This window comes from Pseudomonas macauensis, from assembly GCF_047902425.1.
GTDB lineage: Bacteria > Pseudomonadota > Gammaproteobacteria > Pseudomonadales > Pseudomonadaceae > Pseudomonas.
In genome coordinates this window covers 1483356-1498343 of the sequence record NZ_CP138377.1, presented here as the reverse complement: position 1 = coordinate 1498343, position 14988 = coordinate 1483356, and the positions used below count along the sequence as shown (strand labels likewise).

Below are 14988 nucleotides of genomic sequence, written 5' to 3'. Positions count from 1 at the left end.
CAGCCGCGGAGAGCTTAGTGGGAAACGCGGCTGGTGCCGTTGACGGTCAGGATGCGTACACGCTCACCGACGCGGAACACGGCGCCCTCATCAACTTCCTGGACGTAGGCGCGGGTGCTGCCGTCGTCTTCACGAACGGTGATTTCCACACCCTGGGTACGGGTCAGGCCTTCCTCGGTGGCCGCACCGAGCAGGCCGCCAGCCACGGCGCCGATGATGGCGGTGACGTAGCTACCCTTGCCACCACCGATGGAGCTGCCACCGATACCACCAACGGCGGCGCCGGCAACCGAGCCGATCGGGGTCTTGGTGCCCTCGATCTTCACCGGACGCAGGGCCTGGATGGTACCCATGCGAACGTTCTGCACGGTACGTGCCTCTTCGCGGGTGTAAGTGTCGCCAGTCAGGCTGGACTGGCAACCGCCGAGGGTCAGGGCCAGTGCAGCGAACGTCACAGCGAACAGGGCAGATTTACGCATGTATGAAACCTCCGGATAGGGCTACGAATATTAGACTCCGACGACAGCCCTGCTGTCACGCCAGGCCTTGCAACAAACTCATTCGGTTCAGCTTTTGTACAGTCTTAGCCAACAAAAGCGAAAATGCCTGTCTCAGCTCAGCTTTATGTGGGTTGGCGGATCGGCTAGGGTAGGCGCCCGCACGAGGAGCGCCCATGGATTACTTCATCATCGTCGTCACCACCGCTGCCGGCCTGTACTTCCACTGGTGGATCTACTGGCGCATCCGCCGCTGGATGGACCGCGACCTGGCCTTGTCGCTGGCTGGCGACGATCCGGCCAAGCGCAGCTACCTGCTGGAACGCCTGGAAGAAGCCAAGCGCCAGCGCATCAAGCGCCGCGACCTGCCACAGTGGCTGCAGCAAGCCGCCGACGATTACCGCGCCGCCTGAGCCAGCGTCCAGAATCGCGCCAATGCCTCGGCGCGACTCTCCAGCTCAACTGCGGCCTGCGCACAGGCCTGTGCGAGACTCATCGGCCCCGATACCAGGCTGAAGGCGGCCTCGATCCCCTCCTCGCGCAACCCGCCCAATCCCTCGCCCAGGCTGCCGGCCAGCGCAATCACCGGCACCCCGGCGCGACGCGCCAGGCGTGCCACACCCACCGGCGTCTTGCCGTGAAGGCTCTGGCCATCCAGGCGTCCTTCCCCGGTGATCACCAGTGCGGAGCCTTGCAGGGCCTGCTCCAGCCCGGACAACTCGGCAACCAGTTCGATGCCAGGACGGAACCGTGCCTTGAGGAAGGCCCGGCTGGCAAAGCCCAGCCCCCCTGCTGCCCCGACGCCGGGGAACAGGCTGTGATCCTCGCCCAGGGTTCGCGCGGCGACCTCGGCGAAATGCCGCAGCGCCGCATCCAACTGCTCCACCTGCGCCGGACTTGCGCCCTTCTGCGGACCGAATACCGCTGATGCGCCATGAGGCCCGCAAAGGGGATTGTTCACGTCGGCGGCGACTTCGACCTCCACCTGTTGCAATCGCGGATCGAGGCCGGACAGGTCGATCGCCATCAGCGTGCCCAGCGCCGCGCCGCCGGCGCCGAGATCGGCGCCCTGGGCATCCAGGAAGCGTGCGCCCAGCGCTTGCAACAAACCGAGCCCGGCATCATTGGTGGCGCTGCCGCCCAGGCCGAGAATGATCTTCCGCGCACCGGCCTCAAGCGCCTCGCGCACCAGTTCGCCGGTGCCGCGACTGGTGGTGCGGGTTGCATCGCGCTTGCGCTGCGGCACCCAGTGCAAACCACTGGCAGCAGCCATTTCGATCACCGCGGTGCCATCCTCCAGCCATCCCCAGTGTGCCGTTACCGGCTGACCGAGCGGACCGCAGACCCGGCACTCGCGCCGCTCGCCCGGCTTGGCGGCAAGCACGGCGTCCACCGTGCCCTCCCCGCCATCCGCCATCGGTCGCAGCAGCACCTCGTCGGCTGGACGTGCACGCTGCCAGCCACGGGCGATGGCCTGCGCGACCTCGGGGGCGGAAAGACTTTCCTTGAAGGAGTCCGGAGCGATGACGACTTTCATGGGGGCGGGACCGTTGTGCGGAAGGATGAAGGCATCCTACACCGCACGAAAGACGACTGGCCTGTAGGAGCGAGCTTGCTCGCGAACAGCCCCACAGCGAGCTGCTTCGCGAGCAAGCTCGCTCCTACGAAAAACGCATCGTCGTAACGGTCAAGCGTGGCAAGTCAGGGAGCGAGGCGCTCACGTACCCAGGCACCGTTCTCGACGCGGAAGTTGAGGCGGTCGTGCAGGCGGCTCGGCCGCCCCTGCCAGAACTCGATACGGCTCGGCAGCAGACGGTAGCCACCCCAGAACTCCGGGCATGTCGGCGCGGAATCGGCGAAGCGCCTTTCGGTTTCCGCAAGCAACTGCTCCAGCTCGCCGCGCCCATCGATCACCCGGCTCTGCGGCGAAGCCCAGGCGCCAAGGCGACTACCCAGCGGGCGCACCCGGTAATAGGCAGCGGACTCTTCGCTGGACACCTTCTCGACCTGTCCCTCGATGCGCACCTGGCGCTCCAGGGCCGGCCAGAAGAAGGTCATGGCCGCACGCGGGTTCTCACCCAGTTGCTGCCCCTTGGCGCTTTCATAGTTGCTGAAGAAGGTGAAGCCGCGCTCATCCAGGCCCTTGAGCAGGAGCACCCGGCAATGTGGCTGGCCCTGGGCATCCACGGTGGCGAGCATCATCGCATTGGGTTCGACCGGCAGTTGCTCGGTCTTCACGGCCTCCTCGAACCACTGGTGGAAGAGACTGAAAGGCTCATCAGGAGCCTGGGATTCATTCAGTCCGTCACGGGTGTATTCGCGGCGCATATCGGCCAGGGTCTGAGCCATCGGAAGTCTCCTTCAGAACGAAGGCCCTAAGCTTATCCAGAGTTGCGCCTTCGCGCTTGATCCACGACAAGCGACATTCCGCCCGGAATGCCGCTTTCGCGCGGTAGGGATCAGTTCTTCTGCGCCAACGCCAGCAGGCTGGTGCGCTGGGTCAGAAGCACTTCGACGCGACGATTCTGCGCGCGCCCCTCGGCGCTGCCGTTATCGGCACGCGGCAGGCTGGAACCGACGCCCTTCAGGCGCAGGCGGTCGGCGCCCAGGCCGCTCAGGCGGAAGATCGACGACACCGCTTGGGCGCGCTGCAGGCTGACCTTGTCGTTGAGCGCCTTGTCGCCCGAGCTGTCGCTGTGGCCCAGTACCAGCACGCCGCTTTCCGGGTCGTTCTGCAACATCTTCGCCACGTTGCCCAGCGGGCCGAGGGTGATCGGCAGCAGCAGCTCAGGACGCTTGGGGTTGAACGAGCTGTCCACCGGTGCGATCAGCACCAGCGCATTCTCGCGCCGCTCGACGGTGAACTTGCTGCCAGCCACGGCGGTACGCAGAGCCTGCTCATGCTGGTCCAGCCATTCCTTGCTGACCTGCTGGTCCTGCACCTTCGCGCCGGTGTCGCCAGCGGTCTGGCCAGCCTCAGCGCCGAACGGCCACCACCAGTGGCCGCCGGGCTGCTGCTTGTTGCCAACGGCGGCAACCTTCGGCGCCTCGGCGGGCTTTTTCTCTACCGCCGGAGCTACGGCAGTCGCCTCGCTCTCGGCGCCGAAGGGCCACCAGTAATGGCTGCTACCTGCAGTGGGCGCGGCGGCGGTGCTGTCCTTGTCCTTGGACTGGAACTGACTGCAAGCCGAGAGGCCGATGCAGAGGGCGAGCATGGAGATCTTCAGCACTTTCATGGGGCGGTACCATCAGTCGGGACACGAAGCGAGGCCTGGGCGCGACAGGCAAAAAGTGGCGCCCTGACTTCAACCATCAGCTTAGGAATTGATCATAACTTACTCAGTTGGAACGAGATTTTAAGCTCCAACTGACGAGCGGTGCATGTCCACGCTAATGAGATGACCGTCACGTTTGCGGACGACCCTTCGAAGGCGCAACGGGAGGAAGGTTCCTCCCGTCCGTCGCTACAGGCATTCGCCGACGATGCGCGCCAGGCGCTGTGCGCGCGGATCCATCAGCACATAGGGGCCGAGGGTGTTGGTGACGAAGCCAAAGGCCAGTTCGCGCTCGGGGTCGGCGAATCCGATGGAGCCGCCGGCCCCCGGATGACCGAAGGCGCGTGCACCCAGGCCGTAGGTGGCGTTGGCCACGTCCGGCTGGTCAAGCATGGTGCCCAGGCCGAAGCGAGTGCAAGTCAACAAGGTTCGATCTTCACCCTCCGCGTGTTCGCGGGTGAGCTCAGCCAGCAGCGTCTCGTCCAGCAGCTTGCCCTGCAGCAGTCCGCTGTAGAAACCGGCCAGCGAGCGCGCGTTGCCATGGCCATTCGCCGCCGGCTGCTGCATGCGTCGCCACTCGGGCTTGTTGGTGCTGGTCAGCACCGACGGCGGATTGGTGAAGGCGCGAGTGGAGAGCGCCGTCGGCTCGGTCATCATGGTCTTGAGCAGGCGCTGGGCGGCGGCATCGCCCAGGTTGCCCTTGCCACGGGCGATGTGCGCCACTCGGTGGAATTCGGCGTCATCCAGGCCGATATGGAAATCGAGACCGAGCGGTTCGGCCGTGCGCGCGACGATGGCGGTTCCCGGCTCGCGACCATCGACGCGGCGGATCACCTCCCCCACCAGCCAGCCGTAGGTGATCGGGGCGTAGCCGTGCTCGGCGCCCGGCGTCCACCAGGGTGTTTCGGCCGCCAGCGCGGCGGTCATGGTCGACCAGTCGTAGAGCGCTTCCGGCGCCAGTTGCTCGCGGATCGCCGGCAGGCCGGCACGGTGGCAGAGCAGTTGGCGCACGGTGATGGCCTGCTTGCCAGCCTGGGCAAACTCCGGCCAGTAGCGCGCCACCGGGGCGTCGAGTTCCAGCTTGCCCTCCCCCACCAGTTGCAAGGCGGCAACGGCCGCAAAGGTCTTGGTGCAGGAGAACAGGTTGAGCAGGGTATCGGCCTGCCAGTCCTGGCCAGGCTCCTTGCCCGCGCTGCCGGCCCACAGATCGACCAGCGTCTCGCCGCCAACCTGGATGCACAGCGCCGCACCGCGCTCCTGAGGGTCTTCGAACAGGGCGCTGAAGGCATCGGCAACAGGGGTGAAGCGGTGGTCGCAATGGCCGTGCAGGGTCATCGGAATCTCCAGTGGGCGGGACGAAAACGAAGGGGCGGAGGCACCATTCTTCCAGTGCCCTCCGCCCCTGTGAACCCCGCTAAAGGCGGGTATTGGCCTTACGAATGCCGAGTCATTGGCTGTCGGCCTGCTCCTCGTCGGCGCCGCTGTCGTTCACCGGTGTGGGCTTGGGTTCCGGCGCGGCCTTCGCCGCCGCGCGGGCCTGCTCGTCGATGGCCTTGAGCGCCTGCTGGTTGGCCTTGCGCACGGCGTCGACGAAGCCGGTGAAGGGCAGATCGGTGATGCCGACCAGGCCGATGTGGCCATTCTCGCCGTCGAGCAGGCGGCCGGTCACCGGCTGGTCGAGGTACTGGAACCAGTGCGCGCCGACCACGTTCGGGGCCTTCACCGCCTCGGCGAGGAAGCGCTGGTAGGCTTCGCCGCGTTGCTGCTCGTTGTACACCTCAGCCACCCCGCCCCAGAACGGCCCGCGATCACGGGAGCCGAAGTGGAACTCGGTGATCAGCACCGGCTTGTCCAGGCTGTTCAGGTAGGCGGCGTCGTACCCCTGGTGCGGCAGCGGCACATAGAGGTTGAAGCTGAGCAAGTCGCAGTACTGCGCGCAGGACGCCAGCGCCTCCGGTGTGCTGACGGCGAAGCGCGGGCCGAGCAGCAGGTGGTTCGGCGCGTGCCACTTCAGCGCGTCCTTGAGGGTCTTGAAGTACTGGTCGGCATACAGGCGCAGGAAGGCGCTGTAGTCCTGGGCGATGGCCAGGTGCGCGGCGCTCGGCTGCGGCGCCTGGTAGCCGGGCGCGTCGAGGTCCTCCCAGGCGGCGATGGGAACGCCCCAGGCTTCGGCAAGCGCCTCGTGATCCTTGTACTTGTCCTTCAGCTGCTTGATGAAGGCGCGCTTGGCCGGGCTGTCGGTGGACAGCTTCAGCGCGCCGAAGGCCAGCGCGTAGTGCGACTGCTCATCGTCGCCGCGTCCGGCCCAGGCCAGTTCGTTGTCGGCGTAGTAGCCGAGCAGCCAGGCGTCCTCGCGATGGTCGCGGGCGGCGATGGCGATGGCGCGCTCGGCGGCCATGGCGAAACGCGGGTCGAAGGGGTCGGGCATGGCGCCCCACCAGTCGTAGCCGGTGCTGACGGTGGCGTAGTCTCCGCTGATCGACAGCGGCACGCTGTACGGCAGGCGTGGCTCTTCCGCGAAGGCCGGATCGCTCCAGTCGCCCAGGGAGTTGAAGCCCCAGGCGCCGAGGCGCTGCAGGGTGCGTTCGCGCCAGGCGGCGGCTGCGGCATCGCCGGTCAGTCCGCCATCGGCGCGGAAGCGGTTGGCGGCATAGAAGTCATACCAGCGGCCATTGCCGAAGGCGCGCCCCTGCTGGGCGCCGACACCGCTGCGGTCGTCGCTCTGGCCGTAGAAGGCGGCCAGCGGGTCGCCCTCCTTGGGCAGGCTGGCGAACATGTATTCGCGGCCTTCGACATAGGTCTGGCTGCTGTCGGCATTCACCGCGTTGACGCCCAGGGACCAGAAGGAATGCCCCTCGGGCGTGACCAGCCACCAGCGGCCGTTGCGCTTCTCGGTGCGGAAGAACCCGGTGCCTTCGAAGGCCGGGCCGTCCAGCAGGCCGCCAAAGGCATCGCGTCCCGCCGCCGGCTGCTGCTTCTTCAGTTGCTCGCCTTCGGCCTTCCAGGCGCTGGCGAGCTGTTCGACGCTTTTCACCTTCTCCGGCCAGTCGCCACGGCTGGCCTGGCCGAAGCCATCGACGATGCCGGTATAGGCCTTGCGCCACTGGTCACCGTCGGCGTTGGTGCCGAAGCGGCCCAGCAGGATGTCCTGTGCCGCCTTGGGCGAATTCAGGTACAGCTTTACGGCGCCGACCTGGCTGCGGTTCAGTTCACCGGTCACCTTGCTGGCCAGCAGCAGGCGCTGGCCGTCCTGGGTGACGGGCATGGGCACACCGGCGCGCATGCCGAAGTCTTCCGGCGCGGTGGCCCGCAGCGGGATCAGCAGGGTCTGCGCGGGGCCGGGCGGCAGCGCGATGCTGGCGTGCAGACCCGGTGCGCCGGCGACACCTTCGATCGCCACTTCCAGGGTGATGGCCCAGTCCATCGCGTTCTGGATGCGCAGGCTCACGCTGTCGGCCTGGGACCAGTCCCAGCTGCCGCTGGACGGCGCCAAGCTCAGGGTCGGCTGTGGCGCCGGGTTGAAATTCACCCGGCGCAGGATCTCGCCCTCGGGCGTGGCTTCAGCCGTGGCGCTGGGCAGGTCGGCGCTCTGCGTGGTGACCGTGACCACGGCCATGGGTTTTACGAAGTTGAACAGGGTTTCATTGCCGCCGGCCGCCCAGGCCGGGGCACTGGCAATCGCCAGACTGAGCAGCAGTGGCAGGTGCCAACGCATCGAGGTCATCTTTACTTGTCCTTGAAACTCGCCCGCCGGACGGCGGGCGCTCGTTTGACAGCAAGTGCGGGATTACGCTCCCGCACACGACTCAGGCGATTTCGCGGCGGAACGGGGGCAGCGCATTAAGGATGGCCTTGCCGTAGCGTTGCGTCACCACGCGGCGGTCGAGCAGCGTGATGGTGCCGCGATCCTGCTCGGTACGCAGCAGGCGGCCGCAGGCCTGGACCAGGCGCAGCGAAGCGTCGGGCACGGCGATTTCCATGAAGGGATTACCGCCACGCGCCTCGATCCATTCCGACAACGCCGCTTCCACCGGGTCGTCCGGCACGGCGAAGGGAATCTTGGCGATCACCACGTGCTCACAGTAGGCGCCCGGCAAATCCACGCCCTCGGCGAAGCTGGCCAAGCCGAACAGTACGCTCGGCTCGCCGTCGTCGACGCGGGATCGGTGTTTGTTCAGGGTCTCCTGCTTGGACAGGTTGCCCTGGATCAGCACGCGCTTGCGCCAGTCACGCTCGAGACCGTCGAAGACTTCCTGCATCTGCTTGCGCGAGGCGAAAAGGATCAGCGACCCGCGCGAGCCTTCGACCATCGCCGGCAACTCGCGGATGATCGCGGCGGTATGGGCGGCAGCGTCGCGCGGGTCGGCCTTGAGGTCGGGTACCCGCAGCACGCCGGCATCAGCGTGGTGGAACGGGCTCGGCACTACCGCGGTGACCGCCGAGCGCGGCAGGCCGGCGCGCATGCGGTAGCGGTCGAAGGTGCCCAGCGCGGTCAGGGTCGCCGAAGTCACCAGCACGCCGTAGGCGACGTTCCACAGGTTGCGGCGCAAGGTCTCAGCGGCAAGGATCGGGCTGGCGTTGGCCTCGATGTCATAGAACGTGCCGCTCTCGGCCAGGGTCAGCCAGCGCGCCATGGGCGGGCTGTCTTCCGGGTCCTCGCAGGTGAAGGCGGTCCACAGCTCCCAGTTGCCCTGGGCGCGGGACAGCAGGCTGCCGAACAGCGGGTACCACTCTTCGGCCTGGTAGCTGGCGATGCCAATGCTGCCCTCCCCGTCCATTGCCTCCTTGAGCAATTCGGTGAGGCGGGTGAAAAGGTCGGTGAGCTTGGAGAAGCCCTTCTTCAGTTCGATGCCCATCTCGCGGATGTGCTCGGGGATCACCCCACCCTCGAAGCGATGGCGCGGCCGCTCGCGGCCTTCCATGTCCTCGCCGGCGCGGAAATCGCCGATCTCCTCGCAGGCGGTGAACATGAACTGCTGGTGCGTACGCAGTTCGCGGGCCAGCTCCGGCACCTGCTCGATCAGGCGGCCGAGGTCGCCCGGCAGCGGGTTCTGCGCCAGCAGCTTGGTGAGGTTCTTGTCCACCTGGGCCAGCCAGTCGGCGGTGGCGCGCAGGCGGGTGAAGTGGGCGAAGTGGCCGATGGCCTTGTCCGGCAGGTGATGGCCTTCGTCGAACACATAAATGGTGTCGCGCGGGTCCGGCAGGATCGCCCCACCGCCCAGGGCCAGGTCCGCCAGCACCAGGTCATGGTTGGTGACGATCACGTCGACCTTGGTCATGCCTTCGCGCGCCTTGTAGAAGGCGCACTGCTGGAAGTTCGGGCAATGACGGTTGGTGCACTGGCTGTGGTCGGTAGTGACCTGCGACCAGTGCGCGTCCTCGATGGCCTCGGGCCAGGAGTCGCGGTCACCGTCCCAGCGGTTGCCGGCCAGGCGCTCGATCATCTGGTTGAACAGCTTGCTCGACGTCTCGTCCACGTCGATGCGGAAGCCTTCCTCCTCGAACAGCTGGGCGGTGGCGCTCTGCGCCTGGCCTTCCTGCAGCAGATGGTCGAGCTTGGACAGGCACATGTAGCGCCCGCGCCCCTTGGCCAGGGCAAAGCTGAACGACAGGCCAGAGTTGCGCAGCAGGTCGGGCAGGTCCTTGTGGACGATCTGCTCCTGCAGGGCGACGGTGGCGGTGGCGACGACCAGGCGCTTGCCGGCGGCCTTGGCGCAGGCGATGGCGGCCAGGCTGTAGGCGACGGTCTTGCCGGTGCCAGTGCCGGCTTCCACGGCGACCACGGCGGCGTCGCCCAGGCGATGGCCTTCCTCGTCGCTGGAGATGGTGCCGAGGACCTTGGCCACTTCGGCGATCATCAGGCGCTGGCCGTAACGCGGCTTGAGTTCCTTGGCCTCGAGGAAGCGCGAGTAGGCGCCCTGGATCGTGGCCTTGAGTTCAGTGCTGAGCATGGACTTCCCGGGCCCCGGCGGCGCCCTTGTGGACACATCCGGATGCTGGATAAATTTTCAGTGGTTCGAATCGGCGGCTATGATAGCGCGACTGACCACAACCGCCAGCGGAGATCGTCCGAATGACACCCTTTGCCCCCGTCTATGCCCTGCACGTCCTGGCCGCCCTGGTCTGGGTCGGCGGCATGTTCTTCGCCTGGATGGTGCTGCGCCCGGCCGCCGTCGCCGCGCTGGAGCCGTCGGCAAGGCTGAAGCTGTGGCTGGAGGTGTTCCCGCGCTTCTTCCGCTGGGTGTGGGCCGCGGTGATCCTGCTGCCAGTGACAGGCGTGGGCATGCTGCACCTGAGCTTCAACGGTATGGCCGGCGCGCCGCGCTATGTGCAGGTGATGATGGGACTGTATGTCGCGATGCTCGCACTGTTCCTGCGCATCCAGGCCTTGCAGTTGCCGGAGCTGCGCCGCGCGGTGGAAGCCCAGGACTGGCCGGCCGGCGGTGCCGCTCTGGGCAAGATCCGCAAGACCGTGGGCCTCAACCTGCTGATCGGCATGGCGCTGGTGGCGTTCGTCGCCGCGCGCCCGCACTGGTAAATAAAAAGGCCCGCCCGGTTGCCGGGCGGGCCTTTACTCAAGAACGACGGATCAGAAACGCTGTACTTCCAGGTGACCTTCGCGCCCCGCCTGCCCCTCTGCCCCAGCCTTGCCATCCGAGCCTGGTCCCTCGCCGGAAACCGAATAGAACCAGCAACCCTTCTCGCTACTGCGCGGACCTGCCTTGCCAGGTTTGCCACCCGCCCCGCCCGCGCCACCTTCCAGACGCACTTTTACCCGCGTGACGTCGAACTGCTCCGGCACTTCCAGGCGCACCACGCCGCCGGCCGCACCGGAACGGCCATTGGCGCCATTCTGGCCGTCACCGGCAGGCCGGCCGCTGCCCCACAGGCAACCGGAGGTCTGTGCACTGCCGCCGTCCAGGCCGTCATAACCCGGCGCGCCGACACCTCCACGGACGTCGATCAGCAGGTTTTCCACCTGCACATCCTGCAGACGCAGTACCAGGTTACGGCCACCGCTGGCCGGCTTCTCGAAGCTGCCCGAGCTACCCTGTGCGGCGATCACACTGCCATCGGCCAGGTTGCCGTGCTGTACCTCGATCTGCAGCGTATCGCCGCCGGGGAACACACCCAGGCGCGCATTCTTCGCCAGGTCCAGCTCGCCGATCTTCAGCACCTTCACCTGCGATGGGATCAGCAGCGCGCCCTCCGCGCCGACGCTGATGCGATCCAGGCTCAGGCTGTCGCCCTTCACCGGCAGACGCAGCACAGTGTTGGCCTGGACCGAGACGTTTCCGGCAGCCGAGCACACCAGCGGCGCGAACAGCGCCAGGCCCAGCAACGACTTACGCATGAGTATCTCCTTCTACTTTCGCGGATGCCGGCTGCGGCAAAGTAGCGAAGTGGAATACGCCGAACAGCAGTATCTGCAGACGATCCATCCCCGGATGCGGACGGCCGCGCAGGCGATTGCGTAGCGCCATGACCTCGATGATGTGGATCAGCAGAATCAGCGCGCCGGCCACATTGAGCAGCGAGCTGAAGGGATGTGCAAAGGGCTGGATCAGATTGGCCAGCACCGCCAGCCAGAACAACAGGGCAATCAGCTTGCCCAGGCCCAACAACGCTTTCATGAAATGCCCCCATTTTTTCCTTGCCGGGGAACATACTCCGCTGCCGGGGTCGATGCCAGTGGCAGGCCACTATGACAAAGGGGGCCAAATGGCCCCCTTTGAGTACTTCATCACGCCTGGATCATTGACGGGTGATCTTGATCTCTACACGGCGGTTCTCGGCACGGCCTTCCTTGGTCTTGTTGTCAGCGACCGGCTGGCTCTCGCCATAGCCTTCGACCGACTTGATGCTGCTGGCCGGAACGCCTGCATCCACCAGATAGTTGGCTACCGCGTGGGCGCGGCGCTCAGACAGTTTCTGGTTGTACGCATCGCTGCCGACGCTGTCGGTGTGACCTGCGATGTTCAGCTCGGTGGTGGCCGCTTCGCCCTTCAGGCGGGAAGCGATTTCGTTGAGCTTGTCCTTGTCCTGCGCATCGACTTTCGACGAGTCGAAGGCGAAGTGCAGATCGCGCACGACAATGGTCTCTTCCTTGGGCAACGGAGCCGGAGCGGGCTCAGGAGCCGGAGCGGGCGGCGGAACCTCCGCCACTTGTTCCTCTGCACCATGCACCCAGCAATAGGAAGCCCCCAGCACACCACCGATCAGGGCGCCCCAGCCAGCCCAGGTGCTGCTTTCAATGGAACCCAGGCCAGCACCGCCGACACCGCCAACCACGGCGCACGTAGGCCAATCGGACTTCTGCAATCCTGCGCAACCGGTAAGCAACGTGCTGACCAGCAGCAGGGGTAAGGCGGTCCTTGTGATACTCATAAATTCAACTCTCCTCTAATGATCGGGTCTTGACCGACACTTACGGAGTAAAGACGGCACTCGCAGAATGCGCCAGCACTAGGCCACGGGGGTGTCACACGCTAGTCTTCGTCCATTCATCATCGCCTTCGACGAAACCCCATGATCTCATCACGCACGCCGCAACAAGCCCTTGCCGCCCTGCTCGACCGCTACGCACCGCAGCGTCTTCTGCTGGTGGGCGCCAGCCAGATCCCGGCGGTGGACGCCTTCTGCGCGGCGCATCCGGATTGCGAACTGTTTCACGCCCCCGCCGGCACGCTGCCGGCGGACATCGCCGCGCAGCGTTATGACCTGGCACTGCTCGCCGACTGCCTGGAGCATCTGCCACGGCGCGAGGCGCAGCAGTTGGTGGGGGGCATCCGCAACCTCAACAGCAGCAAGGTCGCCGTGCTGGTCGACCTCGACGCCGCGCAGGCACAGGACACCGACTTCTATGCGCTGGCCATGCAGGCCAGCGAACGCTTCCAGCGCGACTCGCAGGTGCTCACCCTGTTCACCTACGATCTGCACGAATACAAGCAGGTCCCGGACTGGCTCAATGCCAAGTTCTGGGCCAACCCGGAAAACTTCGGCAAGTACTGGTGGTAAACCCATGAACATCAAGGGCTTACCTCACAATGACCGACCTCAACGCCATGCCCGGGCAGGGCCAAGGGTCACCAGCCTGTAACCAACACTGTCACCAGCCCCGGCAAAGACTGTCGGTTTGGCACTACCGCCGCTCAGGAATCTACTACCTCACGGCCCGCCCTCGGGCTGCACCTCGCGCAGCTTCACGCTCTCCCTCCGCTCCACCAATAGGCCGACCGCAATGCCGTTCTCCAAGGTCATCTTCGGAGTAACGCTGACTGCTCATGGCACCTCGTGATGGGCCTTATCGTGGAGCCTGGATATGGCTACGCGACCAGGGAAACCTTGTCATTATGATCAACGCCATCATCAAAATGACGAAAATCGCGTCAAAACGCTGCATATTGCGTCTTCTTTATGAACCCTACCAATTTTAGAATTCATTAGGTGAGCCTAATTTGATGGTGTACTGCATGCCAGCGGTAGCCTAAATAGCTCATTGCCTTACATGCACCCGCCGCCTTCCCGGCACAGGCGGAATTATAATAAATCCAAAAATGAAGTTTAATAATGACCACACCAAAGTTAAGTATTAAACCAAAACCCGATCCTGACTACCTGAAGCAGGAGACGGGAAAATGAGCACACCAGAAAACACCCTGAAACGAACACTATCAACACGCCACCTAAACATGATCGCCATAGGTGGCTCAATTGGCACTGGGCTATTTGTAGCAACAGGCGCTTCCATTGCCAGTTCGGGTCCCGGGGGAACACTCCTAGCATACGCACTGATCGGGGTAATGGTTTACTTCCTGATGACCAGTCTTGGCGAAATGGCCGCGTACATGCCTGTCGCCGGCTCATTTAGCACTTACGGAAGCAAATTTGTTGAGAGCGGCTTCGGATTTGCACTAGGCTGGAACTATTGGTTTAACTGGGCCGTGACTATCGCCGCCGAACTTGTAGCCGCCCAGCTAGTTATGGAGTTCTGGTTCCCCGACACTCCAGGAATTTATTGGAGCGGCGCTTTCCTGGCAATAATATTCTTGCTAAATTTCGTCTCAGTACGTTGCTTTGGTGAAAGCGAGTTCTGGTTCGCATTGATTAAAGTCTTAGTGGTAATCGTATTCATCATCATAGGATTAGCCACTATTTTTGGATTGATGCACGGAATAGAATCACCCGGATTTAAAAACTTCACAACTGGCGACGCACCGTTCGCAGGCGGATTCCAAGCCTTGGTTGGAGTTGTAATGATTGCCGGCTTCTCGTTTCAAGGCACGGAAATCGTAGGCGTTGCGGCAGCAGAATCCAAAAATCCCAGTAAAAACGTACCTATTGCTGTCCGCCAAGTATTCTGGCGCATCACGTTATTCTATATTCTTGCAATCTTTGTGATTGGAGCAATGATTCCATACACTGACCCAAGTCTATTACGCAACGAAACAACAGATATTAGCGTCTCCCCATTCACATTGCTTTTCGAACGTGCCGGTTTTGCATCAGCGGCTGCGCTGATGAACGCCGTCATCCTAACCGCCATTCTCTCGGCAGGTAACTCAGGGATGTATGCATCCACCCGCATGCTCCATAGTCTTGCCGAGCAGGGTAAAGCGCCTAAGATTTTCTCTAAAATCTCGCGCAACGGGGTGCCGCGCAATGCACTTTATGCAACCACATTGATCGGCGCACTGTGCTTCCTGACTTCCGTATTTGGCGACAAATTCATATATAACGCACTACTCAACACTTCGGGCATGTGCGGATTCATTGCATGGTTGGGGATTGCCGTCTCTCATTATCGCTTTCGAAAAGGCTTCCTTGCTCAAGGAGGACGCTTAGAAGAACTGCCTTACCGAGCCACTCTCTTCCCATTTGGCCCGCTGTTTGCCTTTAGCCTCTGCATGATAATTGTTCTTGGCCAAAATTATAGCGCATTCATCGGCGAGCATATCGACTGGAGTGGTCTCGTAGCAACCTATGTTAGCCTCCCGCTATTCCTTGCAGTCTGGATTGGTTATCGAATCAAGCACGGCACTCGACTGGTAAGTTATAATGAAATGGATATAGAGGGAAATCGGATAGACGAACCCCTACCCTTACAAGCACATCTACAGCTAAGCCATCGCTAGATTGCCAAGCGCCAATACTGACGAAAACCTGGGCGCTGTGTCACCTGATCGCAGCAGCGCCCAGACAGCAATTCAACATCC

14 protein-coding genes are annotated in these 14988 nt (G+C 63.9%); 4 read left to right on the top strand and 10 right to left on the bottom strand.

What is annotated here, in order from left to right; all coding sequences use genetic code 11:
- Window positions 1-14: 14 nt before the first annotated feature.
- Window positions 15-479: a glycine zipper 2TM domain-containing protein gene (locus tag SD196_RS07080; RefSeq protein ID WP_207885162.1), complete on the bottom strand. Its 465-nt coding sequence runs from the start codon at window positions 477-479 to the stop codon at window positions 15-17.
- Between the two features lie 194 nt (window positions 480-673).
- Here SD196_RS07080 and SD196_RS07075 point away from each other — a divergent pair, with 194 nt between their 5' ends.
- On the top strand, window positions 674-910 hold the full coding sequence (locus tag SD196_RS07075) for a hypothetical protein (RefSeq protein WP_343574225.1): 237 nt from the start codon (window positions 674-676) through the stop codon (window positions 908-910).
- Here SD196_RS07075 and SD196_RS07070 read toward each other — a convergent pair.
- From SD196_RS07070 to dinG, 6 genes are all read right to left on the bottom strand, one after another.
- Window positions 895-2034: a glycerate kinase gene (locus tag SD196_RS07070; protein ID WP_416311218.1), complete on the bottom strand. Its 1140-nt coding sequence runs from the start codon at window positions 2032-2034 to the stop codon at window positions 895-897. The two genes, SD196_RS07075 and SD196_RS07070, sit on opposite strands and share 16 nt — an antisense overlap.
- Before the next feature lie 164 nt (window positions 2035-2198).
- Window positions 2199-2846: a pyridoxamine 5'-phosphate oxidase gene (gene pdxH / locus SD196_RS07065; protein WP_343574230.1), complete on the bottom strand. Its 648-nt coding sequence runs from the start codon at window positions 2844-2846 to the stop codon at window positions 2199-2201.
- 110 nt (window positions 2847-2956) lie between these two features.
- Window positions 2957-3733 carry an OmpA family protein gene (locus tag SD196_RS07060; protein WP_343574233.1) on the bottom strand — a complete coding sequence of 259 codons (777 nt, stop codon included), beginning with the start codon at window positions 3731-3733 and terminating at the stop codon, window positions 2957-2959.
- Between the two features lie 228 nt (window positions 3734-3961).
- Window positions 3962-5107: a serine hydrolase domain-containing protein gene (locus SD196_RS07055; protein ID WP_275610647.1), complete on the bottom strand. Its 1146-nt coding sequence runs from the start codon at window positions 5105-5107 to the stop codon at window positions 3962-3964.
- A 112-nt stretch (window positions 5108-5219) separates the two neighbouring features.
- Complete coding sequence (locus SD196_RS07050) at window positions 5220-7496, bottom strand: beta-galactosidase (protein WP_343574236.1); 2277 nt, start codon at window positions 7494-7496, stop codon at window positions 5220-5222.
- A gap of 82 nt (window positions 7497-7578) precedes the next feature.
- The gene (gene dinG / locus SD196_RS07045; RefSeq protein WP_343574238.1) at window positions 7579-9723 is read right to left on the bottom strand and encodes an ATP-dependent DNA helicase DinG; all 2145 of its coding nucleotides are present in this window, start codon (window positions 9721-9723) and stop codon (window positions 7579-7581) included.
- A gap of 122 nt (window positions 9724-9845) precedes the next feature.
- Between dinG and SD196_RS07040 the strand changes: the two genes are divergently transcribed.
- The gene (locus SD196_RS07040; RefSeq protein ID WP_343574240.1) at window positions 9846-10310 is read left to right on the top strand and encodes a CopD family protein; all 465 of its coding nucleotides are present in this window, start codon (window positions 9846-9848) and stop codon (window positions 10308-10310) included.
- 51 nt (window positions 10311-10361) lie between these two features.
- Here SD196_RS07040 and SD196_RS07035 read toward each other — a convergent pair whose 3' ends face one another.
- The 3 genes from SD196_RS07035 to SD196_RS07025 all read right to left on the bottom strand — a co-directional run bounded on the left by SD196_RS07035 (window position 10362) and on the right by SD196_RS07025 (window position 12160).
- Window positions 10362-11126 carry a collagen-like protein gene (locus tag SD196_RS07035; protein WP_343574242.1) on the bottom strand — a complete coding sequence of 255 codons (765 nt, stop codon included), beginning with the start codon at window positions 11124-11126 and terminating at the stop codon, window positions 10362-10364.
- Window positions 11119-11406, bottom strand: a complete 288-nt coding sequence (locus SD196_RS07030) for a DUF1145 domain-containing protein (protein WP_275610643.1) — start codon at window positions 11404-11406, stop codon at window positions 11119-11121. The genes SD196_RS07035 and SD196_RS07030 overlap by 8 nt, the downstream gene beginning before the upstream one ends.
- A 121-nt stretch (window positions 11407-11527) precedes the next feature.
- On the bottom strand, window positions 11528-12160 hold the full coding sequence (locus SD196_RS07025; RefSeq protein WP_275610642.1) for an OmpA family protein: 633 nt from the start codon (window positions 12158-12160) through the stop codon (window positions 11528-11530).
- A 141-nt stretch (window positions 12161-12301) separates the two neighbouring features.
- Between SD196_RS07025 and SD196_RS07020 the strand changes: the two genes are divergently transcribed.
- Together SD196_RS07020 and SD196_RS07015 are read left to right on the top strand one after the other, a co-directional pair.
- Window positions 12302-12790, top strand: coding sequence for a DUF6231 family protein (locus SD196_RS07020; protein WP_275610641.1), 489 nt, complete (start codon window positions 12302-12304; stop codon window positions 12788-12790).
- Between the two features lie 620 nt (window positions 12791-13410).
- Window positions 13411-14907: an amino acid permease gene (locus SD196_RS07015; protein WP_275610640.1), complete on the top strand. Its 1497-nt coding sequence runs from the start codon at window positions 13411-13413 to the stop codon at window positions 14905-14907.
- Window positions 14908-14988: the final 81 nt, after the last annotated feature.

What these genes read in the sequence shown, in the direction of transcription:
- SD196_RS07080 (WP_207885162.1), bottom strand. Translation starts at nt 479, where the DNA reads ATGCGTAAATCTGCCCTGTTCGCTGTGACGTTCGCTGCACTGGCCCTG.
- SD196_RS07075 (WP_343574225.1), top strand. Translation starts at nt 674, where the DNA reads ATGGATTACTTCATCATCGTCGTCACCACCGCTGCCGGCCTGTACTTC.
- SD196_RS07070 (WP_416311218.1), bottom strand. Translation starts at nt 2,034, where the DNA reads ATGAAAGTCGTCATCGCTCCGGACTCCTTCAAGGAAAGTCTTTCCGCC.
- pdxH (WP_343574230.1), bottom strand. Translation starts at nt 2,846, where the DNA reads ATGGCTCAGACCCTGGCCGATATGCGCCGCGAATACACCCGTGACGGA.
- SD196_RS07060 (WP_343574233.1), bottom strand. Translation starts at nt 3,733, where the DNA reads ATGAAAGTGCTGAAGATCTCCATGCTCGCCCTCTGCATCGGCCTCTCG.
- SD196_RS07055 (WP_275610647.1), bottom strand. Translation starts at nt 5,107, where the DNA reads ATGACCCTGCACGGCCATTGCGACCACCGCTTCACCCCTGTTGCCGAT.
- SD196_RS07050 (WP_343574236.1), bottom strand. Translation starts at nt 7,496, where the DNA reads ATGACCTCGATGCGTTGGCACCTGCCACTGCTGCTCAGTCTGGCGATT.
- dinG (WP_343574238.1), bottom strand. Translation starts at nt 9,723, where the DNA reads ATGCTCAGCACTGAACTCAAGGCCACGATCCAGGGCGCCTACTCGCGC.
- SD196_RS07040 (WP_343574240.1), top strand. Translation starts at nt 9,846, where the DNA reads ATGACACCCTTTGCCCCCGTCTATGCCCTGCACGTCCTGGCCGCCCTG.
- SD196_RS07035 (WP_343574242.1), bottom strand. Translation starts at nt 11,126, where the DNA reads ATGCGTAAGTCGTTGCTGGGCCTGGCGCTGTTCGCGCCGCTGGTGTGC.
- SD196_RS07030 (WP_275610643.1), bottom strand. Translation starts at nt 11,406, where the DNA reads ATGAAAGCGTTGTTGGGCCTGGGCAAGCTGATTGCCCTGTTGTTCTGG.
- SD196_RS07025 (WP_275610642.1), bottom strand. Translation starts at nt 12,160, where the DNA reads ATGAGTATCACAAGGACCGCCTTACCCCTGCTGCTGGTCAGCACGTTG.
- SD196_RS07020 (WP_275610641.1), top strand. Translation starts at nt 12,302, where the DNA reads ATGATCTCATCACGCACGCCGCAACAAGCCCTTGCCGCCCTGCTCGAC.
- SD196_RS07015 (WP_275610640.1), top strand. Translation starts at nt 13,411, where the DNA reads ATGAGCACACCAGAAAACACCCTGAAACGAACACTATCAACACGCCAC.